Source organism: Cupriavidus sp. GW821-FHT02F09, assembly GCF_059421605.1.
In genome coordinates this window covers 1-25747 of sequence record NZ_JBWKVH010000069.1, presented here as the reverse complement: position 1 = coordinate 25747, position 25747 = coordinate 1, and the positions used below count along the sequence as shown (strand labels likewise).

The 25747-nt window shown below is 62.4% G+C and carries 24 protein-coding genes and 6 pseudogenes; 15 read left to right on the top strand and 15 right to left on the bottom strand.

Going from position 1 to position 25747, the window contains the following annotated elements:
• Window positions 1-67: 67 nt before the first annotated feature.
• The 12 genes and pseudogenes from AC07XB_RS37270 to AC07XB_RS37215 all read right to left on the bottom strand — a co-directional run bounded on the left by AC07XB_RS37270 (window position 68) and on the right by AC07XB_RS37215 (window position 8837).
• Window positions 68-244 (bottom strand): hypothetical protein, encoded by a 177-nt coding sequence (locus AC07XB_RS37270; RefSeq protein ID WP_492832712.1) that lies wholly within the window; start codon window positions 242-244, stop codon window positions 68-70.
• A gap of 125 nt (window positions 245-369) precedes the next feature.
• Window positions 370-660 carry an RNA chaperone Hfq gene (gene hfq, locus AC07XB_RS37265; RefSeq protein ID WP_492832714.1) on the bottom strand — a complete coding sequence of 97 codons (291 nt, stop codon included), beginning with the start codon at window positions 658-660 and terminating at the stop codon, window positions 370-372.
• Between the two features lie 1179 nt (window positions 661-1839).
• Window positions 1840-2091 carry a hypothetical protein gene (locus AC07XB_RS37260; protein WP_492832716.1) on the bottom strand — a complete coding sequence of 84 codons (252 nt, stop codon included), beginning with the start codon at window positions 2089-2091 and terminating at the stop codon, window positions 1840-1842.
• A gap of 754 nt (window positions 2092-2845) precedes the next feature.
• Window positions 2846-3112 carry a hypothetical protein gene (locus AC07XB_RS37255; protein ID WP_492832718.1) on the bottom strand — a complete coding sequence of 89 codons (267 nt, stop codon included), beginning with the start codon at window positions 3110-3112 and terminating at the stop codon, window positions 2846-2848.
• 33 nt (window positions 3113-3145) lie between these two features.
• Window positions 3146-3295 (bottom strand): hypothetical protein, encoded by a 150-nt coding sequence (locus AC07XB_RS37250; RefSeq protein ID WP_492832720.1) that lies wholly within the window; start codon window positions 3293-3295, stop codon window positions 3146-3148.
• 1024 nt (window positions 3296-4319) lie between these two features.
• A pseudogene (locus AC07XB_RS37245) lies at window positions 4320-4836 on the bottom strand (LysR family transcriptional regulator); the annotation flags it as partial.
• A 137-nt stretch (window positions 4837-4973) separates the two neighbouring features.
• Window positions 4974-5384, bottom strand: coding sequence for a MarR family winged helix-turn-helix transcriptional regulator (locus tag AC07XB_RS37240; protein ID WP_492832722.1), 411 nt, complete (start codon window positions 5382-5384; stop codon window positions 4974-4976).
• An 82-nt stretch (window positions 5385-5466) separates the two neighbouring features.
• Entirely contained in the window at window positions 5467-5955 is a 489-nt protein-coding gene (locus tag AC07XB_RS37235) for a nucleoside deaminase (RefSeq protein WP_492832724.1), read from the bottom strand.
• A complete protein-coding gene (locus tag AC07XB_RS37230; RefSeq protein WP_492832726.1) occupies window positions 5952-6386 on the bottom strand; it encodes a DMT family transporter in 435 nt (144 codons plus the stop codon). The genes AC07XB_RS37235 and AC07XB_RS37230 overlap by 4 nt, the downstream gene beginning before the upstream one ends.
• A 14-nt stretch (window positions 6387-6400) precedes the next feature.
• A complete protein-coding gene (locus AC07XB_RS37225; protein ID WP_492832728.1) occupies window positions 6401-6721 on the bottom strand; it encodes a DMT family transporter in 321 nt (106 codons plus the stop codon).
• A gap of 64 nt (window positions 6722-6785) precedes the next feature.
• A complete protein-coding gene (locus AC07XB_RS37220) occupies window positions 6786-7415 on the bottom strand; it encodes a DsbA family oxidoreductase (protein ID WP_492832730.1) in 630 nt (209 codons plus the stop codon).
• Window positions 7416-7973: 558 nt separating this feature from the next.
• On the bottom strand, window positions 7974-8837 hold the full coding sequence (locus AC07XB_RS37215; protein ID WP_492832732.1) for an NAD(P)H-dependent oxidoreductase: 864 nt from the start codon (window positions 8835-8837) through the stop codon (window positions 7974-7976).
• An 86-nt stretch (window positions 8838-8923) separates the two neighbouring features.
• Between AC07XB_RS37215 and AC07XB_RS37210 the strand changes: the two genes are divergently transcribed.
• Window positions 8924-9826, top strand: coding sequence for a LysR family transcriptional regulator (locus tag AC07XB_RS37210; RefSeq protein ID WP_492832734.1), 903 nt, complete (start codon window positions 8924-8926; stop codon window positions 9824-9826).
• Window positions 9827-9843: 17 nt separating this feature from the next.
• On the opposite strand, the pseudogene AC07XB_RS37205 reads toward AC07XB_RS37210, so the two are convergent.
• The 3 genes and pseudogenes from AC07XB_RS37205 to AC07XB_RS37195 form a co-directional block, all read right to left on the bottom strand.
• Window positions 9844-11059, bottom strand: a pseudogene (locus AC07XB_RS37205) (DUF3363 domain-containing protein).
• A 287-nt stretch (window positions 11060-11346) separates the two neighbouring features.
• Window positions 11347-11616, bottom strand: a pseudogene (locus tag AC07XB_RS37200) (glycosyltransferase); the annotation flags it as partial.
• A gap of 660 nt (window positions 11617-12276) precedes the next feature.
• Window positions 12277-13077, bottom strand: a complete 801-nt coding sequence (locus AC07XB_RS37195) for a hypothetical protein (protein ID WP_492832736.1) — start codon at window positions 13075-13077, stop codon at window positions 12277-12279.
• Window positions 13078-13518: 441 nt separating this feature from the next.
• Here AC07XB_RS37195 and AC07XB_RS37190 point away from each other — a divergent pair, with 441 nt between their 5' ends.
• The 14 genes and pseudogenes from AC07XB_RS37190 to hisI all read left to right on the top strand — a co-directional run bounded on the left by AC07XB_RS37190 (window position 13519) and on the right by hisI (window position 25632).
• The gene (locus AC07XB_RS37190; protein ID WP_492832738.1) at window positions 13519-13692 is read left to right on the top strand and encodes a hypothetical protein; all 174 of its coding nucleotides are present in this window, start codon (window positions 13519-13521) and stop codon (window positions 13690-13692) included.
• A 514-nt stretch (window positions 13693-14206) separates the two neighbouring features.
• Window positions 14207-15412: a zinc metallochaperone GTPase ZigA gene (gene zigA / locus AC07XB_RS37185; protein WP_492832740.1), complete on the top strand. Its 1206-nt coding sequence runs from the start codon at window positions 14207-14209 to the stop codon at window positions 15410-15412.
• The gene (folE2, locus tag AC07XB_RS37180) at window positions 15409-16386 is read left to right on the top strand and encodes a GTP cyclohydrolase FolE2 (protein ID WP_492832742.1); all 978 of its coding nucleotides are present in this window, start codon (window positions 15409-15411) and stop codon (window positions 16384-16386) included. Before zigA ends, folE2 begins: the two co-directional genes overlap by 4 nt.
• 166 nt (window positions 16387-16552) lie before the next feature.
• Window positions 16553-16753 (top strand): hypothetical protein, encoded by a 201-nt coding sequence (locus tag AC07XB_RS37175; protein WP_493688188.1) that lies wholly within the window; start codon window positions 16553-16555, stop codon window positions 16751-16753.
• 68 nt (window positions 16754-16821) lie between these two features.
• Window positions 16822-17946 carry a CobW family GTP-binding protein gene (locus tag AC07XB_RS37170; RefSeq protein ID WP_492832746.1) on the top strand — a complete coding sequence of 375 codons (1125 nt, stop codon included), beginning with the start codon at window positions 16822-16824 and terminating at the stop codon, window positions 17944-17946.
• Window positions 17940-19373 (top strand): cysteine--tRNA ligase, encoded by a 1434-nt coding sequence (gene cysS, locus AC07XB_RS37165; RefSeq protein WP_492832748.1) that lies wholly within the window; start codon window positions 17940-17942, stop codon window positions 19371-19373. Before AC07XB_RS37170 ends, cysS begins: the two co-directional genes overlap by 7 nt.
• A 34-nt stretch (window positions 19374-19407) precedes the next feature.
• A pseudogene (gene yidD, locus AC07XB_RS37160) lies at window positions 19408-19629 on the top strand (membrane protein insertion efficiency factor YidD).
• A complete protein-coding gene (locus tag AC07XB_RS37155) occupies window positions 19623-20234 on the top strand; it encodes a 6-pyruvoyl trahydropterin synthase family protein (RefSeq protein WP_492832750.1) in 612 nt (203 codons plus the stop codon). Before yidD ends, AC07XB_RS37155 begins: the two are co-directional and overlap by 7 nt.
• Complete coding sequence (locus tag AC07XB_RS37150) at window positions 20231-20791, top strand: gamma carbonic anhydrase family protein (protein ID WP_492832752.1); 561 nt, start codon at window positions 20231-20233, stop codon at window positions 20789-20791. Before AC07XB_RS37155 ends, AC07XB_RS37150 begins: the two co-directional genes overlap by 4 nt.
• A gap of 53 nt (window positions 20792-20844) precedes the next feature.
• A complete protein-coding gene (locus AC07XB_RS37145) occupies window positions 20845-22512 on the top strand; it encodes a formylmethanofuran dehydrogenase subunit A (protein WP_492832754.1) in 1668 nt (555 codons plus the stop codon).
• Window positions 22513-22550: 38 nt separating this feature from the next.
• A pseudogene (locus AC07XB_RS37140) lies at window positions 22551-22993 on the top strand (TGS domain-containing protein); the annotation flags it as partial.
• Between the two features lie 393 nt (window positions 22994-23386).
• Window positions 23387-24760 (top strand): dihydroorotase, encoded by a 1374-nt coding sequence (locus AC07XB_RS37135; RefSeq protein ID WP_492832756.1) that lies wholly within the window; start codon window positions 23387-23389, stop codon window positions 24758-24760.
• Window positions 24757-25132, top strand: a pseudogene (locus AC07XB_RS37130) (transcriptional repressor). The gene AC07XB_RS37135 and the pseudogene AC07XB_RS37130 overlap by 4 nt, the downstream one beginning before the upstream one ends.
• Window positions 25129-25632: a phosphoribosyl-AMP cyclohydrolase gene (gene hisI / locus AC07XB_RS37125; protein ID WP_492832758.1), complete on the top strand. Its 504-nt coding sequence runs from the start codon at window positions 25129-25131 to the stop codon at window positions 25630-25632. Before AC07XB_RS37130 ends, hisI begins: the two are co-directional and overlap by 4 nt.
• Window positions 25633-25747: the final 115 nt, after the last annotated feature.

Here is a 25747-nt window from a genome sequence, read left to right as displayed (position 1 = left end):
GTAGCAGCTGCGAATAGCATAGCCGGCTCCATTTGTGCGAGAGGTCCTCGCGGCACGTCTTGTCTGCTTAGTTGGGCTGCATGCGCAGCTCCAGCGCCTTCGCCTCCTGATTGCGGCGATGATCGTCTTGTTCGGCGATCACGCGCAACGTAGCCTGCTTGAGCAGAGAGCCGTTGGTTAGCACTGAAGCGAACGACCTCAATTCCTCGAGCGAAATTCGAACTGGCTGGTTATCTGGCTGCATGTCGATCTTGCTGGGGGCGAATGGAAACTATCGTCCGCAGCGCAAGGCCTTGCAAGCGGCACAGCTTCAAAAGGCGCGCATAAATCATAAATTCTGCGTAATCGAGATTTTCTGCGGGTCAGCGGTCAGTCTCGTATCGGACGGCGCTTTCGCACGACCACGACCGGTGCCTTAGGATCGCTTTCGGATCTCTTGCGCGCCAGACCGCCAAGGTCCTCTAACTGGACGGACGTGATCGCGTGCTTGTAGATTGCGTGCATGACGCCATTTGTGTTCAGCAGCACGACTAAGTTGTCGAACGACTTGATCGTGCCAAGCGACCTGGCACCGGATACCAGATAGACCTGCACACGCCTTCGCTCCTTACGCGCGGCATTGAGGAGCCAGTCCTGCGGAACGAAGGCGACAGGTTGCATTTGAGGCTGGGATGACTGACGAAAAAAAGTCGCCGTCCTAGGATCGGCGACTTAACGAGGGCGTCGACCGAGACGGGGAACCTGGCGACGAATCTAGCATAGGCGATCTGATGGGTCCTATATTCCCGTTTATTGGGGGATTAATACAACGCGCTTTCTGTATATTTCTACCGTAAAAGAGATTTCTTCTGTTCGCGTTGGACAAGGCAACCTTTGACGCGCCAAAGAAAAGGCCTGCCGAAGCGGGCCATTCAATCTTCGACGGCGCTCACAGCGGCGTGAAGCACGACTATGAGTACGAGCGAACTAAGCGGGTTTTCAGCGGCCAGGGGCGGAAAGCTAGTATCCAGATACAGACCAATGGGCCGACTAGGGGGAGCAACGCTAAGCAGGCATAGTACCCGCTAAAGCGAGCAGCCTTGAAGACCTTTCTAAACGGGAGGAACCAAGATGCTTCGAAAATAAATAATCCTAAAAGGTAAATGGTCACCGCCGTATTTCCTGCCTCACTTGTTGATATTGCAAAAAGCGGGTGTAGGCGCAGGGATTTGACCTACCCCCCCCGAACACGGCAACGTTGGGTCAGTTAGTTTGCCGCCCCGAAGTTTGCCGCGTTGCAGAAATTTCAATACCCCTATTAAGTGGCGGGCACCGATCGGAGGGGTAAGTGTACGCACAGAAGCACTTTTCCGCGTCTCACAAAGAAAAGGCCCGCCGAAGCGGGCCAGGAACCATGACGAAGGGCTTCACTGCATAGCAAGCAACCAACCGCCCAGTTGTGATAGCACGCTACGCAATCAAGGCGCCACGAAGGACGCTAAGCCCGCCGCGAAAGCCGTGCGGCACTCATAGCTTAGGCGGGATCCGAGACCGTCGCGACACAACATTGAGCTCCGATCATCTAGTGCGCGCACTGGCTGTCGCAGCAGCGCAGCCTTTAACATTGTCGTCATGAGGCAGGACACTGAAAGCCTGAATATCGCCTACGCTGAAAGTGCCGCGCTGCCACGCGGCATCCTCGGCGCCCTTGTTGGCGCATTGGCGGCAGCCGGGTGCCTCCCGCTGGCGCGTCGCCTGATATCTCCTAGCAGCACGACGGCCCGCTTCGGCGGGCCGTGTCCGTTTCTGCGGCGAATTGAAGAGGCCCGCCCCGGACCTTCCAAAATGCGGAACGGTTGCTCACTGCGTCGTGAAGCTCCAGGTCTTATTGATCGGCTGGCCGTCGTTCGTGCCAACCCGCTTTGCCGTATATATCGTCTTCGTTGCCAAAGGGACATCTGGAATCAGCGCGGCGACGTTGCTCGGCATGAGCCTGTTTGGGTCCGATGCGCTCGTGAGCAGCGTTGCCTTGAGCGGTCCCCCGCCGCTTGGCGCGATTGTGAACTCGAACAGGGACAGATATTGATGGACGAGGACGACCGCAACAATCACTCGGGTTCGGCGGCCAAATTCTCACCGACGCCAATGCTGCCATATGAGTACGAGTTGGCTCAGTCGAGCAGGAGGGTGCCTGTGTAACCGGGATATGGCGGATTCTCAGTATGCCCATAGGCATCCGAACGGCCGACGTCCAGATTGGCAGCAATAAACTCGGCGTGGGCCTGCGCTGCCTTGTCCAACGCAACACGCTGGATACGCCCGCCGAAGCCGCGTTGCACGCGCAGAGAGTTTAGGTAGTCATACGCGGCCCGCCTGTCGGAGTCGGCGTAGGTTGCCTCAGGCGCCGAAGCGAGTATGGTTGCATCGGAAATTGTAGAACCGATGGATGCGGACGAGGTTCCGTCCGGGGAAGCTGGGCCCCAGCAACTAGCCCGCGGGATACACCGCTGCTGCTACCGCATCCCGACAGCGCAGCAAGCATGGACAGATGTACGATCGACTTTCTCATGACAAAGATTCTGCGCAAAGCGCATATCAAGTTCGTTATTTAAATAATTGGCGCATCGCGATCCATGGCCGGAATGAAAAATGTCCGCTGTCAAGAACATTCGATTCGTGCCAGACGGACGCAAATCCATATCTGGGAGCCTGGGGATTGTGCATCTCCGGCGTCCTGAAGCACGAATCAGCGCATAGATGCTGCGTGCGGCAGGTGACGGGGGACGGTTACCCACCGTGGCTTTACAGCCCTGCAGCAGATTTGCCCCGTGCCGATCAGTTCACCTCCGTCGACGGGACGCGACATTCAATTTTGGATCACGCCTGGGGCATTGGATGTCGGTAATGGCTGTACGCCCCCTTCATGCGGCTTGGCATTGGGGATGTCATAGGTTCTTCCAGGTACGTCGAAGGTGATTTCGACCCGTTCACCCGGTCCGATGCCCAGCGCTTGTGCGACTCTCGCGAGGTGACGGATCTGGTTGTTGGCCTTGACACTGATATCAGGTGATGCCCGATCTTTGTGCTCGAATACGCCGAGCGCCTTTCCGGACAGGTAGTCGGGCAGATACACGAACCGGAGATTGATGGCGACGATGGAGGCCGACTAGGTCACCATGATGCGAAGCGGTGCGGAAAGATCGACATCTTGTCTGGCGAACTCTGCCACAGGCAGGCTTGCCAGTTGCTCCGCCATCCTGCGCTTGCGAGCCTTGATGAGGCGCTTCAGCCGGCTGCGCTCGACCTCGAATGGCATGGATTGCGCGGTCCAGCTTGCAAAGCGCAGAGGACGTGGCAGTCACTTGGCTTACCGCCATGTTGCTGACTCCCAGACTCCCCATCAGGTGCGCAGCCAATTCAGCTCGGGTAGCCACGTCCTCGAGCATCTCCAGGACCTCAATGGCACCGAGTTCGGTCATCGACAGAACCGCCTTGGCATCGATCCTTGTCTTGGCCGTGTACTTGTTGTCGCTGTTGGCTTTGAGCCAATTCCAGCCCGAGAATAGTTTGGCGAGTACGTGCAACGGCGGCACGGCCAACGCTCGGCCACCTTCTTGATAGCACCACCTGTCGTCGGTCATGAGTGCGGAGGCTACGGTGTCGATATCGACGCTGCCGGGCGCCACGCTCATGAGCTCGCGCATGCGGCTGGCGGCTGCGCTCCTCTCACGGTCCGCTAGGGTGAACTATCCCGATTCCGGGTCCAGCGTCCGAAACCCCGGCGCCTTCGAAAACACCGCTTGAAGGGTCTCCAAATCCAACGCTACGCCTTGTTCCAATGCGAGAAGACCTGCGATTCGGAGGAAGTTCGTGCACCCCACAAACGTACAGTCGCGCCGGACGTGAGCCAATGCATCGGTCACCCATGTGGCCGGCGCAGAGGCCGCTTCCACAATGGAGGCCGGTTTGTAACCGTCGAGGTTTCGAGCCAATGGCGATGCCTGCCGTACTGGACTCGGCAGACTCATGATCTCGGCGAACTGGATTGCTGCCTGAAGACCGCGTCCACCGCGGGGAAACGCAGGTCATCGGGCTCCAGCGCTTCGATCCACGGCGATGCAAGGCATGCTTGGATGCGTTCGACAAACGCCACGGTGTGGGAACCCAGTAGAGCGCCTCCAGCATTGCCAGCACGCCTAGTGCCTCCGCCACGGGCATGCGCAGTGCATCCTTGACCGCACGCAACGTCAACTGCGGGAACGCATTGATCGCTATCTCGTTTCTGATCAGGGGCAACAGTCGCAAGCGCTCGTCGTCAGTGACAGCGTGCCGCCAGTTCTTCGCTTGTGGGTCAGCAGCGGATGCCGCGACGGCACGGCGACCATCAGAGGTTCGCTCCAGACCGGTACGGCGACGATGCCGTCGCCGGCGTCATCAGACTAGGCGAATCCCACGTCGTACAGGTCATCATGCAGGCCCTTGAGCCGCTCCGACAGTGGAATCTCGAACAGACGTATCTCGACCTCAGGCTCTTCCTGACGGCACAGCGCCAGCAGGGTTGGTAGGAGTGACGGTGTGATGCCATCAGACAGGGCAGGCCATGGAAACCATTGGCCGCCTTGACGCTGTCGCGTGCCTGCTGCGAGGCGGCGAACACGCGCGGCACGTGTTCCATGAATAGCTTACCGGCACGGCTCAGCCGAGTGCTGCGGATGAAAAGCTGCGCGCCCTGGTCTTCTTCCAGTTCCTTGATAGCCCGCGACAGCGTGGATTGCTCGATGTGCAGCGCTTGGCCGCACGGGCGAAGTGGAGTTCTTCGGCCACAGCCAGGAAGCAGCGCAGGTGTGTTAGCTCCATAGTCAGGCCTCATTGCCTATCGGAGCCTGCCCTGGGTCACAGGGAGCTCAGGCGGCTACTGCACACGCAGAAACCTGCCACACACGAGTAGCCAACGCAGGCAATCACTCCCGCCGTTGCGGTGTCCGAGGCGTCGCCTATCTTGCCTTCAGGAAGTTCGACGACAGCAGTTTCTCGCCACCATGCTCCTTGAGCGCGGCCTCCAGTGCCTTTTCGTAGTCGGGCTGTGCCTCTGCGAGACAGGCACGACCCTTTGAGGTAAGAACCGTGTACACCCCACGCTTGTCGTCCGGGCACAGGTCGCGGACGGTGAAGCCGGAGCGCTCCAGGCGCTCGACCAACCGCGAAACCGAGCTTTGATTCAAGAGCAGATGCGAGGCCAGCTCCTGCATGCGTAACTCGGAACTTTGAGACCGCGCCAGTATTTCCAGCGCGCGATATTCCGAAAGCCCAAGCCCATGCTGCGCTTGCAGCACCTTGCCCAGGTCGGCCTCGACATTGGCGACGACTTGAATCAGTTTGAGCCATGCATCGCTTTTCTTTGGCATCACCGTCGTGTGCTCCTCTTGAATGATGGATAGTTCATTTTCTCATATGTATGCCCATGCAAATAAATCAAGAGGAGCGACCTTATGGCGTCGCCGCTCCTGAGCGGAATGTCAGAAAGGGCTGCATGCTGTCCGGCACAGGTAGCTTGCTCGCAGCAGGTGACCGCCACCCCAAGGGATCGCTGGCGAACACCGTATAGGTTCCGCGATAGTCGAACCCATGCTGCGCAGCCTCATCCCGGTCCACAGCAAAGAGCACTTGCGATATGCCCGCGTAGAGCGCGCTGAGGTAGCACATGGCGCAGGGTTCTCCCGATGCCAGCAGCGTCATCCCATGCAGGTGCGGCTTGCCAGTGGCCCGGCATGCATCACGAATGGCCTCGACCTCCGCGTGCGCGGTCGGGTCATGGTGCTCCCGGACGCGATTGACTCCGCGCCCGAGAACGGTACCGCTGGCATCGACCACAAACGCGGTGAAAGGTATGCCGCCGCCATGGACATGCTCCACTGAACAGGCCACGACTTCCTTCATGCGCTGCGTGAGGCGCTCAGCAAAGTCGGTTCCCATCATGCGGGCACCCGCCTCTTGTCGGCCTGGAGCTTGGCACTGTCGGCGAGTTTCAACCAGACGACACCGCCGATGATGACCGCCAGCCAGAAGGCTTGGCTCGGCGTGACCGGCTGGTCGAGCAGAACACTGCCGAAGACCGCCGCGCCCACCGATCCGATGCCCGCCCATGCCGCGTAGCCGATGCCCACGTCGATGGTTTTCAGGGCGACGCTGAGGGCATACAGCGTCAGCAGGAAGAACACTGCGGCGGCAATCGACCAGTTCAACACCGTGAACGCCTTGCTGCCCGCCACGCTGAGCGCGTAGCCAATCTCGAAGGCACCGGCCAGCAGCAGCATGGTCCAAGCGCGTCCGTTCTTCTGGCTCGTTTCATTTGTGGTTGTCACTTCGGGTTCCTTTTCAGAATGGGGATGGGAGTGGGATGAGGTCATGGTTTGTTGCTGCGTCACGCCGCGCCGCTGAGCCGCAGGCCAACGACACCGCCAATGACCAGGGCGATTCCAAGAGATTTGCTCCAGGTCAGCCGCTGCCCGAAGAACAGCGCGCCCAGAACGACGACGCCGACGCCTGCGATGGAGGTCCAGATCGCGTAGCCCACGCCGACATCGAAGGTCAGCAGTGCAAGGCTGAGGAAGAAAGTGGCGATCGCCCCGCTGACCAGCGTGGCGACCGTCCACCAGAGGCGAGTGAATCCTTGGGCATTCCCTGCGGAGATGGCGACCGCGATTTCAAAGAGCACGGCAGCGCCCAGATAAAGCCAATTCATGATGAAGGTTCCTTTCGGTGATGTGCCCCGAGGGGCGGTTGGGTGGAGATTTGAAATACGGTGCTCAGGCGCCGGGATTCGAGGGCGGCAGTCCGCCATCCTCCTCGCCGGCGAGTTGGTCGATGGCCCGCTTCAGTTCGTCCAAAGGCGGCGTGCCCCGGAACACACGCTGCCCGACGACGATGGTGGGCACGGAGGTGATGCGCATGTCCTCGCGGGCATGGCGCTGCGCCTCGCGGTGGCGCTGGGCATAGGCTCCACTGTCGAGCGCCTGCCGGGCCTTGTCAGGATCGAGCCCGGCTTCGGCCGCGATCTCGATCAGGCATTCGCAATCGCCAATATCTCGCCCCTCCTGGAAGAAGGCCCGCAAGACGCGCATGGAATAAGCGTGATCCAGCCCTTGGTTCTGGGCCATCGCCAGAAGTTCGAACGCCTTGGCGGTGCGAGGCTGGGGCGAGATCGACGGCAGCCGGATCGGCACGCCGAGACGCTGAGCCAAGGGATAGACGGACTTCTGCCAGACCGCGGGCAGGTACGGGTCTTCCGGCCTCAGCGTCGGCTCGGGCGCCGGACGCAGCTCGAAGGGACGCCAGTTGATGGAGATGTCCCTGTCTCCGATTGCCTCGGACAGCCCCTTTTCTGCAAGCAGGCAGTAGGGGCACACGTAGTCGGAGTAGATGGTGATGGATTCCATATGGCCTTCAATATAATTGCATGTGCATGCATATTAATGAAGGCAAGTTCGTGTGTCAATGTATTTGCATGCACATGCATGTTTAATGTGAAATCGTGCGGCAGCGCGGCTGCGGCCGTCACTGTGTTGCCGACTATGTGAGTTCAAACCGAAGGGTGCGCTGCCGCCAGATCTCCCGGACCGCCGGGTACCGTGGCAGCGATCTTCGGCCCAAGCCGCTGCTCAATCACTGGCTTCCATGGCAGCAGGCTGAAGCCCAGCCTGTGTTCATCTCATCTGGCCAGCGACACGAAGCCGGGTAAGCGCTTGAGGGCACAGTTCTGCACGTGGAGCAGTTCTTGCGCCACATATGGCGGGACTCCTACAAAGTGCATCGCATCTTCTGAGGTGGCGGTTTCGAACTCCAGAACCACTCCCGTGCCTTCCAATAGCCTATGCGCAGCGCGCACATAGCCTGCGGCAAAGCCTTGGCAGACAGCCCCCAACCCCGGCGTAGCACGGCTGCCAGCGCTCCGCCAGAAGCAACTGCCCTGCAGGTGAGGATCACGATCGTCTTCATCAGATCTCCAGCATGGCGACGGGGACAGGAGCGCAGCGTTCCTCGGACGCAGCGGGTCGAGAGGCATCGGCGATGTGAGCCGTCAGACCCGTTCGAGTCGGTGCGATGTGGTCGGCCAGCACGTGGCGGTCTGGGTAGTCGCCGCCGTTCTGTGGACGGAAAGCCATCGGCGCATCGTCGAATAGACGCTCCACTCGACCGCGCCAGGCGGTGGCGACTTCGGCCATGCGCCCGTCGTCGATTCGCACACTGCCGTACACCGCGAAGGTGGGCAGCACCTGCATGCCGGGGAAGAACAGCGTACCGTGCGTGATGGGAAAGAGCAGTTGCTCCAGCGGTCCGTTGATGCCACGGGGCGAATAGTCTTCCTCTGGCCCGCCGACAGAGACCGCCAGCAGCGCCCGCTTTCCCGAAAAGCCGCCTTCACCGTAGCGATATGCGTTGCCGGCCCCCTGGTAGCCATAGGCCAAACCAAAGGCCCACACCCGGTCTACCCACCCTTTCATAATCGCGGGCATGCTGAACCACCATAGCGGGAACAGCAAGATCACCGCATCCGCCGCCAGGATCTTTCGTTGCTCTTCTTCGACGTCTGGCGTCTGGCAGCCGTTGGAAAAGGCGTGTCTCGACTCCTCAATGAAAGACAGGCGGTCCTGATGGGCGCGCTGGGGAAAATCCTGGCCGTCGAAAACGGCCTTCCATCCCATGCCGTACAGATCGGACTGCATGATCTCATGGCCTTGGGCTTTCAGTACCTCGATGGCGATATCGACAAGATGACGCGTCACGGAAGTCCGCTCGGGGTGGGCATGGACGATTAGCACTTTCTTTTTGCTGGTTGATGACATGAGCTGGGCTTTCATAGAGGATCGAAATTGAGATAGCAGGCAGTTTGGGTGGTCCTAAGGTATTTGTGAAATAAAAACAAATTTCACCTATCATCAATTGAATGGATACCAAGAAGCTGGATCTCAATCTTCTGGTCACACTGGAAACCCTCCTGGTGGAGCAGAACGTAACGCGCGCGGCAGAGCGCCTACACCTCAGTCAACCGGCGGTCAGTACCCAGCTGAGCCGTCTGCGCACGCTATTCGATGACCCTTTGCTGATACCGACGCAGCGTGGAATGACACCCACTGCCAAGGCGCTCGAACTGCTTGATCCGCTTCGCCTCGCACTGGATCAGGTACGCGCCACATTGGCTGAGCATCGCCACTTCGACCCCGAAAAGGCCATCCTCACCGTGGCCATCGCCTGCACCGACTATCTCCAGGCGGCAGTGGTGCAACCCTTGGCGGTTGCGCTGCGAACGCGGGTGCCCGGTGTGCGGATTGCCTTGCGCCATCTCGACCCATCCCAGTTGGAGACGCAGATGGGCAATGGCGAAGTGGACCTGGCGCTGATGACGCCCGAGCATGGCCCAGTCAGCCTGCGCAGCCGGCATCTGTTCGATGAGCGCTACGTACTGATCGGCAGGCGGCGGCACTCCGAACTGCGCCGCGGGCTTTCCGTCGAGCAGTTCGCGCGGCTCGAGCATGTCATCGTTTCACTGCGCGGTGGTGACTTTACGACCCCCGTGGATGACGGGTTGGCGGCATTGGGCTACCGTCGCAACGTGGCGCTTTCTGCCGCGTCGTTTCTGGTCGTGCCTGAGATCGTCGCCCACTCGAACTTTGTCGCCCTGGTGCCGGAGCGGCTGGTACGCAATCGCCGCGAGGCGCTCAAGGTGGTCGAATGTCCTTTTCCCGTGCCGGGCTTCGCCGTGAGCATGTTGTGGCACGAGCGCAACCACGGCCACAGCGGTCAGCGGTGGGTACGCGAGGTCATCATGGAATTGGCGGGCACACTGTAGCCCAGACAGGCGCATCGCTAACCCATAGATGGCCCCCGCTGCAGACCGATCTCCCAAGACACCCCACCGCCACGCACCGTTGCAACAAGCTGCTGCCCTAATCGTTGTTCGATCACCGGCTTCCATGGCACCAGGCTGAACCACATGCGGTCATCGAGCATGGCGTAACGCCCGCTGGCAAGCAGCATGCTGCGCCAGTAGGTACCGGCCACACGCTGCCCGTCGGCCACCGGACGGTGCTCCATGCCGGTTTCAGCGGCAATGTCCTGCGCAGCCTTCGCTAACTCGCGCCCAAGCAGCGTTGCCAGCAGGTTGCGCACCAGGATCACGTCTTGGCCACGCCGCTCGGCCAGTCCATTCTCGGCCATGAAGTCGGCGCGCTGTTGCAGCGCGTCCTTGACCTCACCGCCAAGACCCAGATCGCCCAGCCCCTGACGGCCGCCGATCAATTGCTGGTCCAGCCAGGTCGCGCTGATCACGCGGGCTTGCCGCTCGATGGGCAGGTGCGGATTCAGCTCCACGGCCACGCCGCCCCGGCGCTGCGCGTCGTATTAGCGGCCCCGTTCGGGCAAGTCGCCGGGGACGCGCCAGACGCCTTCGGCCACGCGCTCCACGATGCCATCGCGCGAGATGATGAGGTTCTTGCCGGTGTGGTCCTTGCCGCGCAGGACGACGTGCGTGTGCGGGTTGTCGGTGTTCCAGTGATCCACCGCCACCCAGTCCAGCCGCGTGCCCAGGTCGGCTTCCATGCGCGTCATCAGGTGCCGGGCGTAGGTGCGCAGGTCGTCGAGCTGTTCGGAGTCCTCCGGCGAGACGATGAAGCGGAACTGGTGCCGATCCTCGCGCCCGCACTCTTCGAAGGCGGCGGTATCCGCGGAATCAGTCGTCGGGCCGTAGGCGTGGCCCGGCCCACCCTGGCGATCGACACCTTCACGCTCGATGTAGCACAGGTGCGCGGCGGTCGAGCGTGGCCCAGCCTTGGCCAGATTGACCAGGCGCGCCGTGATCGTGGCGCGCGGGGCGTTCGGCCCCGATCCACGGCCTGCGAAGCGCGCCGCGACGTGGCCGTGCCCCAGCCGGGAGCCGGGCCGCTGGCCGGCTTTGCCGACTGCCTTCCCAAACCTGGCACCGGCCTTGTTGGTCTGGCGCAGCACCTGGTTGACGAAGGCGTCGCCGCGCTGCTTTGGTGCCCCCGGGGCGGACGCGGAAACGGTCGTCGTCGCTGCGGCTCATTGGAGTACTTTCGCGCAGCAGCGCTTCGGTATTCGCTTTGGGAGCAGCCCGGCGGCGGCGACTCCATCCAAGGCCGTCGTAGTCTGGCGGACGAAGCATGCGGCTTCGCCAATGCCGGCGCGGCACACAGCCGCTCCCTGGCGGGTGCCGCGCCACCCCCACGTGCAGACAGGATTTTCAAGCGGTCGGGTGCCGCGACCTTTTATATTGCCTTACACCTTTGCCCTTCGCGCGCGCCTACCATCACCTGCGAGAGCAGATTGATGCTTGCCCGCGGCTTGAGGCGGTCAGCTTGCGCGGTGTTTTCGATGGTGCGCTGCCGACAGACAGTCCTGATACAACTGCACCGTTTCGCGCCCCAGAGATGCGAGCGAAAAATTCGCCTCCACCCAAAGACGTCCGCGGCTCCCCATCCGCGCCGCGCGCCTCGGGTCCGCCGCCAGTTGGCACATTGCCGCGGCCAGGGCTCTAGCGTCGCGCGGCGGCATCAGTACGCCGTGGTCGCCGTCGATGAAGGTTTCGGGAATGCCGTCCAGCGAGGTGGCAACTACCGGCTTGCCGCAACTTAACCGCTTCGAGAATAATCAAGGCCAACAGCTTCGCTGCCGGATGCACCAGCACGTCGATCGCCTGCATCAGTGACACCGCATCGTGCTCGAAGGGGCGAAAGTGGAATTTCCAGACTGGCCCGAGGGAATCCACGCTCGAGGCGTAGTTGCTAGATGCGCCGATGCGCCAAAGAAAAAAGCGCGCCGAAGCGCGCCCAGGACCAACCTGACGAAGGACTTCACTGCGTCGCAAGTAACCAACCGCCCAGCTGTACACCACGTAATCGAGGCGCCACGAAGGACGCTAGGCCCGCCACGAAAGCCGTACGGTATCCATACCGTAGGCGAGATCCGAGACCGTCACGATACAACATCGAGATCCAATCATCTATTTCGCGTACCGGCTGTCGCAACAGCGCAACCTTTTATATCGTCGTCAAATGGCCAGCACCGCGATGACGTCGATGTCTTGGTTGCCGGGCAACGCCTTTCCATATCGCAACGTCTTGCTGCACAGCAGCTCGCTCGCGCGCTGCTGGCAACGCTCCGGCTGGATCCGGGGATGCTCGCGCGGTGCGGGTTGCTGCCGAAAGCTAGGCGGGACGGTTTCCAGATCTCCAGAAGGAAGGCGACGGCTGCGCGGCCTAGTCGAACGCCCGGTTAGTGACCTCAAGCCGCAATCGGTGAGCCGTGTCGCCAACGTGCCGCGCCACGCATCAGCTTGAAGTGATCGAAATTGAGGACGGCGACGGCGCTGCCAGGGAGCATCTTGGCCGGCAGGCGAGAGAGGAACCACCGCCGATTGCCGACACCGGTCAGGCTGTCGGTGTGTGCCGCGAGCAGGAGTGCAGCCTCGGTGCGTTCATTGACCAGGGTGATCACGAGGAGTGATCTGCAGGAAGAGGGCGGTGGCCAGGTCGAACGAGGTGGCGGTGTCACCGATGCTGAAGATGAGGCGAGCCGCTTCGATCGCGGCATGATTGCCAGGCAGAGAATCAGGGGCAGCCGCGAGGGAAACGGATCACTGAGCCGATCTCGCCAGAGCTCGACGGCCGCGGCAGCGAGGAAGTAGACGGCATTGAGATGGTGTGCGCTGGCTAGTAGGGCGTCGACGAGTGGAAACTGAGTGACAAGCCCGACAATAAACCAGCCCATGGGGACGGAGAGCATCAGCCAGCGATGGATTCTGCGCCGCCCACTCACGCAGCGCATGCCGCCCCAGACCAGCACGTAGCCCGCGGTGCCGAGCAGAAGACCAAGATGTGTCCACAGCCATGGAGGCAGGGCGGTCTGCTCCCCCAGAGAGGAGAGGGTGGCGCCAACGGCCAATGCGCTGAATGCAATTGCCAGCATCGTCAACCCGCCAGGCTTGGTGGATTTCCGGCGAGTGTTCAGGATGCCAAGGGCGCCCGCCAAAGTCGAGGTATCGTGAAGCAGAAGGGGCGCGGCAATATCAATTTTGAGGCGCATAGGTCCGACGACCTGAGCGTACGCCGCCGAAAGCCGCAATTGGGAAGAGGTGATTTTTCAAGCACTCGCACGCGCCGGGCGGATCAGCGAACACAACGATGCCCTACCCCGCACAGGAGGGGGCGTGGTAGAAATAATGCGTTAAATCGATATTTAATGCGTTTTGAATATATTAAATCAATCGATCGAGGCCAACCCTAGTTACTCAGCCGGCAAGGGTAAATGTTAGCCAGAGGCAAGGGTTCTTCAGGGCGACTGGGTGTCTGAAGGAAGGCGCGGTGTCCGCATTGATCCGGCCACGGCCGGCTCGGATGAGCTTGCCGGCTTTGGATGGCCTCCAACGCTCGGCCAGGAGCCCCCACATTCGCACTTGCAATGCAACTGCGTTGCGTTTACTATGCAGATGCAATTTAGTTGCATAAACATAAAGGCGAGGGTGCCGTGAAGACGGAGTTCGAGGTTGGTGCCGATACGAAGCTTGCAGCGATGGGGATTCGTTGTACGGCCGCGTCGCGGCAGTTATTTGTTCTGTTCGAGCAGGCAGGCCAGGAGTTACTGACGCACCCGCAAATCTACAGCCGTTTCGCGAGCAACTGTTCGACCTCAGCAGGGTGACCCTGTATCGCCTTCTGGACAGGTTCGCCGCTGCTGGGCTGCTTGAGCGGGTCGTCGACCAAGAGAGAGTTGCCCGCTACGGCTGGGTCGCTTGTCCAGGAAGTTCTGCATCGACGCTGGACCTGTTACCTCGTTTTGAGTGCCGGAGGTGCCATAGGCAGTTCCGGCTGATGGAGCTGCCGGAGCTTTGCGACGCGATTCAAGTTGCCCTTGATGCCTGGGCGGCCCAGGGGAACCGGGGTTTACAGGCCGAGGTAGCGGTGCGGGGCGTGTGCGAGCGATGCCTTTCGCATTGACGGTCTCGCCAGCGTTGCCCTGCCTGGATGAAGGGCAACTGCGACATCGGCAAGGCAGCATCCGCTCCCCCCGAGGCTTGACGGTCGCCGTCTTCGCAGTGCAGGGCTGGGCGGGCAGCGCGAGCCGAGCACTATCCACCGAGCACTCCTGGTATTTCCTGGTTCCGTTCCACTGTGAATGGTTGCCTATATAAATATGAACTGAAGAGCCTTAGCCCGTGAATCTACAGTCCCGTCTGCCTGTTACCGTGTTGTCCGGCTTCCTTGGTGCCGGCAAGACAACGCTACTGAACCACATCTTGAACAATCGCGAAGGACGCCGTGTGGCGGTCATCGTCAACGACATGTCGGAAGTCAACATCGACGCGACACTTGTGCGTGACGGCGGTGCGGAACTGTCGCGCACCGACGAGAAGTTGGTGGAAATGAGCAATGGATGCATCTGTTGCACGCTGCGCGAGGACCTGCTGCTTGAAGTAAACCGCTTGGCGAAAGAAGGGAAGTTCGATCAATTGGTCATTGAATCGACGGGGATTTCCGAGCCGCTACCGGTTGCGGAAACCTTCACCTTCACGGGCGAGGACGGGCGAAGCTTGTCCGATATCGCCCGCTTGGACACGATGGTCACGGTGGTCGACGCCTGCAATTTCCTGAAGGACTACAGCTCCCATGACAGCCTGCGTTCGCGCGGCGAGTCCCTGGGCGAGGAAGACCACCGCACCGTCGTCGACCTGCTGGTCGAGCAGATCGAGTTTTGCGACGTGATTGTCCTCAACAAGGTCGATCTCATCAGCGAAGCTGAACGCGAGCAGCTGGTGGGCATTCTTCGTGGTCTCAATCCGCGCGCCCGGATCCAGATCGCCGAGTTTGGCAAGGTCCCGCTGGAAACGGTACTCGGCACGGGCCTGTTCGACTTCGAGGAGGCCGCTCGCGCGCCGGGCTGGCTCAAGGAGCTGCGTGGCGAGCACACGCCGGAGACCGAGACCTATGGCATCACGAGCTTCGTGTATCGTGCGCGACGGCCGTTTCATCCCCAGCGCTTCTTCGATCTGATCGAAAGCGAGTGGTCCGGGGTGATGCGCTCCAAGGGTTTCTTCTGGTTGGCGAGCCGGCCGACCTATGCAGGTTCCTGGTCGCAAGCCGGCGCCGTGTGCCGACACGACCGCGCCGGCCACTGGTGGGCTGCCGTGCCGCGGGCGCACTGGCCCGAGGATGTCGAGGCCCTCAAGATGATCGATGTGAACTGGGTAGGGGGGGTAGGGGACGCGCGGCAGGAACTCGTGCTGATCGGCATGGGCATGGACGAGGCAGCGCTGCGCCAACGCTTCGACGCCGTTTTGCTGACCGATGCCGAGATGGCGCAGGGGCCGAAGGCCTGGGCTGACTACCCCGATCCCTTCCCGTCATGGGAGTCCGCCGAATGAACGTCAGGCTCCCCGACGTGGCGCTGAACGACCGCCCAACGACAGCTTTGCCGCTGGACTGGGTTGGAATGCAGGGTATCAATTTTCCGGTGTGCCTGGCCGAAGTCGGTGAGGTGAGTGCCCCGGTGCACGCGCGCTGCGACGTGCAGGTCGATCTGCCGGAGCGCACTGTCAAGGGTATCCACATGTCGCGCCTGTACCGCGCGCTCGACGGCTTTGCCAAGGCGTCGGTCCTGAAGCCGCAGGCTCTGGTTGCCTTGCTGCGCGACATGGTGGCGAGCCACGCGGACTGCGGTTCGACGCGGGCGCGTCTCTCCATCGCCTTCGCATGGCTGTGCCGGAGGCCGGCGCTCGTGAGCCCCGATTTGGGTGGCTGGAAGTCCTATCCGGTCCGCCTCGATGCCCTATGGCAGGATGGGCGGCTGAAGCTCGAACTCGAAGTGGAGATCGCGTACTCCTCCACTTGCCCGTGCTCGGCGGCCTTGTCGCGTCAGCACGTGCACGACGCCTTCCTCGCGCATGTCGATGGGGGAGCCAACATTTCGGTGGCAGAGGCGGCGGACTGGCTGCGGCACAACGCCACGCTGGCGACGCCCCACAGCCAGCGCAGCACGGCCGTCATTCGCGTGCGCGTGCCCGAGACCCAAGAGGATCTGGGCCTGCAGCGCCTGATCGACATCGCCGAGGCGGCTCTGAGGACGCCAGTACAGACTGCCGTGCGCCGCGAGGACGAGCAGGCCTTCGCTCGTCTGAACGGACAGAACCTAATGTATGTGGAGGACGCGGCACGCCGCCTGCATGCCGCGCTGTGCGCCGGCTACGGCGAGGCCGCCGTCGGTGTGCGTCATTTCGAGAGCCTGCATGCACACGATGCCGCCGCGCAGGTTTCAAATCTCAACAACATGGACCGGGCCTTCGAAGGACCGCCAAGTTGGCCATCCAGCCTGGCATATGAGAACCAAGGAAACCCATGAATCCTTAGCCCCTCATCCCCACCCATGACGTTGTCGCAACCAGCGATTGGTATCAGGACGTGCTTGGCCTTGAAAGTGGTCATGGCAGCAAGGGCTACGAGCAGCTCATGGGGGATGGCACACGGTGATGCAGCTTCACCACTGCGATGCTCACAACCATCCTCACATGGGCGATTCGATGCAACGGCCTCGCGGCAATGGTGTCCTATTGTGGTTCCAGACAGACCAGTTCGATGACATCGTCAGCCGGATCATGCGGCAAAAGGCGGAAGTCTTGGAAGGGCCCAAGGACAACGCCGATGCAAAACATCGGGAAGTCTGGCTGCGCGATTCCAATGGTTATGTCGTCGTGGTCGCCAGGGCATAGGGCGATCTGGCGCCATCGTCCAACACGTGACGCCCGACCGTATCGCCGTGACCCTTCGAGAGAACGACATGAACTTGATTCCCGTGACCTTGCTGACCGGCTTCCTGGGCAGCGGCAAAACCACCCTGCTCAACCACCTGGTGCGCCAGCCGGAAATTGCCGACACCCTGGTCATCATCAACGAGTTCGGCGAAATCGGCCTGGACCACCTGTTGGTCACCCACAGCAAGGAAGATGTAGTGGTGGAGATGAACAGCGGCTGCCTGTGCTGCACTATCCGTGGGGACCTTGTGAAGACGCTGCGGGACATCCCCTGGCGCTTCGCCCGCAACGGTCGGCGGCAGTTCCAGCGGGTCGTGATCGAAACCACGGGTCTGGCCGATCCGGCGCCGATCATCCACACGCTGATGACGAACGAGTTCATCGTGGGCCGGTATCGCCTTGACGGCATCGTGGCCACGGTCGACCTGGCGACCGGCAATCGGACGCTCGATGCCCACCCGGAGGCCGTCAAGCAGGTCGCCATGGCCGACCGCTTGCTGCTCACCAAACAGGAACTCGCGACGCCGGACGAGATCACCCGGCTGCGCGCGCGCCTGAAGCCTATCAATCCAGCCGCCACGCAGATTTGGGTACGCGACGGTTTCGTCGCGCCGCAGGGCGTCCTGAACCTCGGCCTGTTCAATCCGGTAGACAGGTCCCTCGACGTGCGCCGCTGGCTCAAGGAGGAGGTCTACGAGCATCGTGAGGAAACTCACGGCGCCGAGCACGACCACCAGGAGCATCAACATGACATGGAGGAGCACCACTATGCGCATGCGCTAGATGATCAACACGCCCACGCCCATGATGTGAACCGTCACGACGACCATATTCGCTCGTTCTGTTTCACGGTGGAGACTCCCATAAAACCGGACCTGTTCGGGGTCTGGCTTGAGTTGATGACGTCGCTGTTGGGCGAGCAAATGCTGCGGATCAAAGGCTTGGTCAATATCGAAGGAGAGGCGGGGCCGCTGGTTGTGCATGGTGTGCAGCACATCTTTCACCCTCCGGTGCTGCTTCCCGAGTGGCCGAGCGACGATCGGCGCTCGAAATTCGTCTTCATCGCGCGCGACGTCGACCGCACGATAGTCGAAGCCGTTTTCGAGAAGCTTGTCGCTGCCATCCAGGTCGAGGAGGCGCCACCATGGTGATCGAAAGGGCACCTGAATCACTGCCGGCCATCCACCTCTTCAACACGCTCCACCGCGAGAAGGAGCCACTGGTGACTGCTTCGCCCGATCGCGTGACGATGTATGTCTGCGGGCCAACCGTCTACAACTACGCCCACATCGGCAATGCGCGGCCGGCTGTCGTTTTCGACGTGCTGGCGCGCCTGCTGCGACGCCGCTACCCCGAGGTAGTCTACGCGCGCAACTTCACCGACGTGGATGACAAGATCAACGCGGCGGCGGCCGAGGCCAACGTGCCGATCAGCGCAATCACCGCACGCTTCGTCGACGCCTACCATGCGGATATGGACGCGCTCGGTGTCGCTCCGCCCGACCTGGAGCCGCGCGTCACCGACCACATCCCCGCTATCGTGCAACTGATCGAGACCCTGATCGCGCGCGGCCACGCCTACGTCGCGCAAGGCCACGTCCTGTTCCACGTGCCGTCCTATCCGGGCTACGGTCATCTGTCGGGGCGCCGGGTGGAGGACATGATCGCCGGTGCTCGGGTGGAGGTCGCGCCCTACAAGCGTGACCCGATGGACTTCGTCTTGTGGAAGCCTTCCACACCCGTCCAACCGGGCTGGGACTGCCCCTGGGGCCGCGGCCGACCGGGCTGGCACATCGAGTGTTCGGCCATGATCGGGCGTCACCTGGGTCCGACCATCGACATCCACGGTGGCGGTCAGGACCTGATCTTTCCGCACCACGAGAACGAGATCGCCCAAGGCACCTGCGCCCACGGCGCGCTGTACTGCCGCACCTGGGTGCACAATAGCTTCGTCACCGTGGATGGGCAGAAGATGTCCAAGTCCCTCGGCAACGTCCTGCTGGTGCGCGACCTGCTGGAGCAGGCACCGGGAGAGGCGATCCGGCTCGCCTTGCTCTCCACCCACTATCGCCATCCGCTGGACTGGAACGAACGCCGCCTGTCGTCGGCACGCCAGACGCTGGGGCGCATCTACCGCAGCCTGGCCGAGGTGGAGGACCTGCCCCCCGCGCCGGGGGCGGAACCGCATCCCGAGATACTAGCCGCGCTGTGCAACGACCTCAACACTCCCGCTGCACTGACTCACCTGCATGGCATGGCGGTCGCGCTCGACAACATTGCGATGGAGGAAGCTCGCGCCCAGGTCAAGGCGCGGCTGCTGGCCTCCGGTATGCTGTTGGGCCTACTGCAGCAATCGCCGCGGATCGCCCTGTGCGAACTTACGGCCCCCCGCGTGGATGCCACCCCCCAGTTGTCCAGCGCGCGCATCGAGGCGCTGGTGGCCGAGCGCGAAGAAGCAAGGCGCCAACGTGACTTCGAGCGCGCCGACGCGCTGCGCGATGAACTAACCGCCGCCGGCATAGTGTTGATTGGCACCCCGCAAGGTCCGACCTGGCAGCACGAGGAGGTCGATGCATGAAACCGTGGCCCGTGAAAGTCCTCGTGTTCCTGATGTGCGGCTATCAAGTCCTGCTCAGCTCAGCTCAGTGCTGGGGCGCAATTGCCGCTTCTATCCCTCGTGCTCGCAGTATGCGATCGAGGCCTTGCGCACGCATGGCGCCCTCAAGGGCATTTGACTGGCGATGCGCCGCCTCGGGCGCTGCCATCCCTTCCACCCGGGAGGCTACGACCCGGTACCGCCCGCACCAACGGATCCACGTGAGATGCCATGCTGATCCGCAAGCTTTTTAAGTTCGAGAGCGCGCACATCGTGCGCGGCTGCACCACGCGGCGCTGCGCGCGCTCGATCCACGGTCACTCGTACAAGATCGAGGTGCTGCTCGAAGCCCAGGCGTTCGACCGGGGGCAGATGGTCTACGACTTCGGTTTGCTCAAGCCGGGCGTGCGCGAACTCATCGACGCCTTCGACCACGCGGTGGCTCTATGGTCCGGGGACGACCCAGACTACCTCGCGGCCTGTCGGCGGCACTCCGAACGCTGGGTGCTAATGCCCGTGTCGCCCAGCGCGGAGCAGTTCTCGCGAATGTTCTTCCGCCTGATCGACACCTTGCTCGGGCTGACCGACATGGTCAATGGCGAGGCCGAGGTGCGGTTGCATTCGGTCATCGTGCATGAGACCGACACCGGCTATGCCCAGTGCTTCCGCGAGGATGCGGACAACCCGCGCATGGGCCTAATCGATCTCGGGGATCTGGTCTTCTCCGAGGCGGTCGTCCGTGAATGGTCCGACCCCGCCCTGTTCGAGCGCCTCCAGCGGGGCGAGCGGCGGGCCAATCCGGCGCCGCGGGTCGGCCCTCGCGACTCGGGGCCCCGGCCATGATCCGCCGGAACCCGCGCGGCGATCTGCCGGAAGTACACCCGTCGGCCTTCGTCGATCCGACGGCCATTCTTTGCGGTCGCGTCGTGGTGCGCGAGAACGTCTTCATCGGTCCCTATGCGGTGATCCGTGCCGACGAAGTGGACGCGGAAGGTGCGATCCAGCCTATCGTCATCGGCGCGCACTCCAACATCCAGGACGGGGTGGTCATCCACTCCAAGTCCGGTGCGCAGGTGATCATCGGCGAGCGCACCTCGGTCGCCCACCGCGCCATCGTGCACGGCCCCTGCGAGGTCGGCAGCGGGGTCTTCATCGGCTTCAACAGCGTGCTGTTCAACTGCCGCATCGCGGACGGCTGCGTCGTGCGCCACAACGCGGTGGTGGACGGCATGGACCTGCCGCCTGGCTTCTACGTGCCGTCCACTGAGCGCATCGGACCGCGCACTGACCTGTCCTGCATCCCCAAGGTCACGGCCCAGGCCTCGGAGTTTTCCGAAGATGTCGCGCGCACGAACAGCAGCCTGGTGCAGGGGTACAAGCACATCCAGAACGAACTCTAGGTCGGTCCAGCCGCATATCCACCAACGCAATGCAACTTCGAAGGAATGGCAAGATGCTCAAGAAACTCCAAGCAGGGCGGCTTTTCGATCCGACGCAAGGCTTGGACGGTGTGGTCTCGGACCTGTACATCCGCGATGACCGGTTGATCGATGACCCGGGCCCGGGTGCACGCTTCGACGAAGTGATCAATCTCTCCAGTCACATCGTGATGGCCGGGGCCATCGACATCCATTCGCATATTGCCGGCGGCAACGTCAACAACGCCCGCCTGCTGCTGCCCGAGCTGCAACTGGCGTCCACATTCCGTGCGGTGCGGCAGGCCGAGTCGGGGCGACGTCTCGGCGAGTGGTCTTCCACCGGGACGGGCAAGCGCTACGCGCTCATGGGCTACACGACCGTGGTCGAACCTGCCGTGCTGCCATGCAATGCCCTGGCCGTGCATCTGGAGATGGCCGATATCCCGATTCTCGACACGGCGGGACTGGCGATCCTGGGCAACGACGACTACCTGCTGCGCCTACTCCATGCCGATGCCCCGCAGCAAGCGATCAACGACCACGTGGCGTGGACGCTCGACGCCACGCGCTGCCTGGGCCTCAAGGTGATCAATGCGGGCGGGGTGAATGCCTTCAAGCAGAACGTGAACAGCTTCGGGCTGGACGACGTCGTGCCGACCTACGAACTCAGCTCACGCCAGATTCTGCAGGCTTTGCAGCGGGCCGTGGACCAGCTGGGTGTGAGACACCCGCTGCACGTGCACTGCAACAACCTCGGCATCGCCGGCAGCAGTGTGGACACCGCGATCGCGACCATGGAGGCGGCCGAGGGCATGCCCATGCACCTGGCGCACGTGCAGTTCTATGGCTACGGCCGTGAGGGCGCGCGCCAGTTCTCCTCGGCGGCCGCGCACCTGATCGAGGCCTGGAAGCGCCACCCCAACATCACGATGGACGTCGGCCAGGTGTTGTTCGGGCCGACGGTGACGATTTCGTCCGATGTCATCGCCCAGTTCAGCAACAGTGAGGCTGCCAATCCGAACAAGAGCGTCTTCAGCCTGGTGGAATGCGAAGGGGGTGGGGGCGTCGTGCCCAACGTGTACCGCGAGCAGAGCTTCGTAAACAGCCTGCAATGGGCGATTGGCCTAGACCTCTTCCTGCTGGCCGACGATCCGTCGCGGATTTTCTTCACGACCGACCATCCGAACGGTGCCCCGTTCACCCGCTATCCCGACCTGTTTCGCCTGCTCATGGACGCGGACTACCGGGCCGAGGCCGTGGCCGGGTTGAATCAGGAGGCCATCGCCATGACGCTGTTGCCCCATCTCAAGCGCGAATACAGCCTGTACGAGATCGCGGTCATGACGCGCAGCGCGGCCGCACGTCTGTTGGGCCTGCACGACCGCGGCAGCCTGGCGCCCGGGCATGTGGCCGACGTGACGGTGTACGCGCCGCAAGCCGACTACGCGACCATGTTCCGGAATGCGAAGATGGTCTTCAAGTCCGGCGTGCAGGTCGTGAAGGATGGCACGTTGGTCGCCTTGCCGCCGGGGCTGGCCCTGCACACGCTTCCCGCGTACGACCGCCCCAACGTCAAGCGGTCGCTTACACGCTACTACGAGCGCTACATACCCGCGTCGTTGCGCACCCTCCGTGTCGAGCCCAATTTCGGCGGGCATGCCGAAGGTGCGCGATTCGCGGAGGTGCCGGCGATGGCGGGTTGAAGTCGCGTCTGATCAAACCTCACCGAAGAGTACCGACCGTGCCCCCCCTTCTTGACCAACGCGCGAAGCCCGTTGTGGTGACGCTCACTGACAATTCTCGCCGCGAGTTCCCCAGCCCGGTCTCGGTCACCGACGTGGCCCGCGCCATCGGCCCCGGCCTGGCAAAGATGATGTTGGCCGGCAAGGTTGACGGCCGTCTTGTCGATGCGAGCGACGTGATCGAATATGGCGCCGCGCTGAAGATCATCACCCCACAGGACGAGGAGGGCCTGGAGATCATCCGCAATTCAACCGCCCACCTGGTCGGGCATGCGGTCAAGCAGCTGTGTCCGACCGCCCAAATGGTGGTCGGCCCGTGATCGAAGGCGGGTTCTATTACGACATCGCCCACGAGCGTCCCTTCACGCCAGAGGATGTGTCCGCGATCGAGGCGCGCATGCGCGAGCTGATCGCCCAGAACTACGACGTGGTCATCCGTCTGAAGCGCGAAGTGCAGCCGCCGGGCGACGAGGCGTTGACGTTTGTGCCTGGGTTGCCGAAGGTGGTAAAGGAGGCTGGGAGTGGACTTTGATTTCGATCTCGCGCGCATGTCCCGAGACGAGTGGATTGCCGAGGTCAAGAAGCTGCGGGCGGGTATCCGGGCGCATCGGGATGCTACGGGCATGACTTGTGTTGGCACCATCCCGGCCTGTGGTCGTTGCTTCCGGAGCGTGTCGAAACGGCGTTGGCTGTACCTGCATGGCCGCAGTTCATGCGCGGCTGCGTCCGGTACCGGGAGTCCCTCGATGCGCAGCTGCCAGGTGCGCTGCGAACCGACGAGGAATCCGGGTCATGACGGCACCCCTTCCGCGACTTGCTTCCAGAACGGGTTCTTGTGACGCCTTCTCCTGATCTCGCAAACCGTTGGCGCCACTGCCACGCCGACCTGCTGATCCGGGGCGGCACGGTGTTGACGCCCGGCGGAGCCTATCCGGTCGAGGTGGCCTGCCTGGGGGGCCGCATCGTGGCGTTGGGTGCGGAAGGATGGAGCGCGGACGAGACGCTCGATGCGCGCGGGTTGCACGTGCTGCCGGGCGTGATCGACAGCCAGGTGCATTTCCGTGAGCCGGGCCTGATCCACAAGGAAACGATTGAGGCCGGCACACGCGGTGCGGTGCTGGGTGGCGTGACCGCGGTTTTCGAGATGCCAAACACGCAGCCCCTGACGCTCACGCGGGCGGATCTCGACGCCAAGCTGGCCATCGCCGAGCGGACTGCATGGTGCGACTACGCGTTCTACATCGGCGGATCGGCCGTTAACGCGGAACAGTTGGACATGCTGGAGAGGCTGCCGGGCTGCGCCGGCATCAAGGTGTTCATGGGCAGTTCGTTTGGCGACCTGCTGGCCGATGAGGACACGGTGCTCCGCCAGATACTGCGCCATGGATCTCGGCGCATTGCCGTGCATGCCGAGGACGAACAGCGTCTCGGCCAACGCCGGCCATTGGTTGAGGTCTCAGGCGATGTGCGCGACCATCCACGTTGGCGCGACGAGGAAAGCGCATTGCGGGCAACTCGTCGCATTCTTGCCTTGGCGCGGAAGGCTGGGCGACGCCTGCACCTGCTGCATGTGTCCACGGCGGATGAAATGGACTTGCTCGCGCGGCACAAGGCACGTGTCAGCGTGGAAGTCTTGCCACACCACCTGACGCTCACTGCGCCCGAGTGTTACGAACGGCTCGGAACGCTGGCGCAGATGAACCCGCCGATTCGCGACGGCATTCACGGCGAAGCGCTATGGCAGGCGGTGCGCGAAGGTGTTGTGGATGTGCTCGGGAGCGACCACGCGCCGCACACCTTGGAGGAAAAGGCACGACCTTATCCGCAATCGCCCAGCGGCATGACAGGCGTGCAGACCCTGTTGCCCATCATGCTCAACCACGTCCATGCGGGCCGGCTCAGCCTGCAGCGTCTGGCGGACCTGACCAGCGCTGGGCCGGCCCGGGTCTTCGGCATCGAAGGCAAGGGTCGCATCGCGGTCGGCTTCGACGCCGATTTCAGCATTGCGGACCTGCGGGCGCGGCGCCAGATCGAGAACCAGTGGATTGCCAGTGTCGCAGGCTGGACGCCCTATGACGGCATGACCGTCACGGGTTGGCCGATCCACACCGTCGTCCGCGGACAGGTGGTGGTGCGCGATGGTGGCCTGGCGCAGCGACCCCTGGCGCGCCCGGTGCGCTTTCTTGAGCAGAGAGTGCAAGACCGATGAATCAGTCCATGCGTGAACTGCGGCATGCCGGCCTCAAGGCGACCCTGCAAAGGCTGGAGATCCTCAAGCTGTTCGTGACCCCAGAACCCAGCCACTTGTCAGCCGACGACGTCTATCGCCTGCTTCTCGAGGCGCAGGTGGAATGCATCACGAGGAATGCATCACGACCATTTGATTTGTCCGGATTGCGGCCGAATCGAGGCTTTCAGCGACGACGCCATCGAACAGCGACAGACCGCCATGGCCCAGCAACTCGGCTTCCGTCTGCAGGAGCAAGTCCTGATGCTGTTTGCCCAGTGCACGAAAGCCGACTGCGTACACCGTGCGAAGCGAGACGACCTGAACCCCGACCTCCATGGATACAGAAAATGACTGCCGATACCTTCCGAAATGAGTCCACCAGCCTGTTTGCCGCACGAACGTCAATCGAACAGGTCGAGGAGGGCGCCGAACTGGCGCCGAAGTTCGATGAGCATGGGTTGATCGCCTGCGTGACCACCGATGCCGCCAGCGGCGAGGTGTTCATGCTGGGCTACATGAGCGCCGAAGCCTTGACGCGCTCGATTGAGACTGGCGAGGCGCACTACTGGAGTCGTTCGCGCAAGCAGTTGTGGCACAAGGGCGCCGTGAGCGGGCTGACACAAAAGATCGTCGAGATGCGCATCGACGATGATCAGGATGCCGTCTGGCTGCGCGTCGATGTCGTCGGCAGCGGCGCGAGCTGCCATGTGGGCTATCGCTCCTGCTTTTATCGCTGCGTCCCGATCGGTGAAGAACGTGCGCAAGGCGGCGAACTCGTCTTCATGGAGGCTGCGAAGACCTTCGACCCGCATGAGGTGTATGGCGATGCGCCGAATCCGACGATTCTGTGAGGCGTACCTCGCCTACAACGCCAAACTGGACGTTTTGAGATCTCCCGAAGGCGACGGCTGCGCGGCCTAGTCGAAAGCCCGGTTAGTGACCTCAAGCCGCAATCGGTGAGCCGTG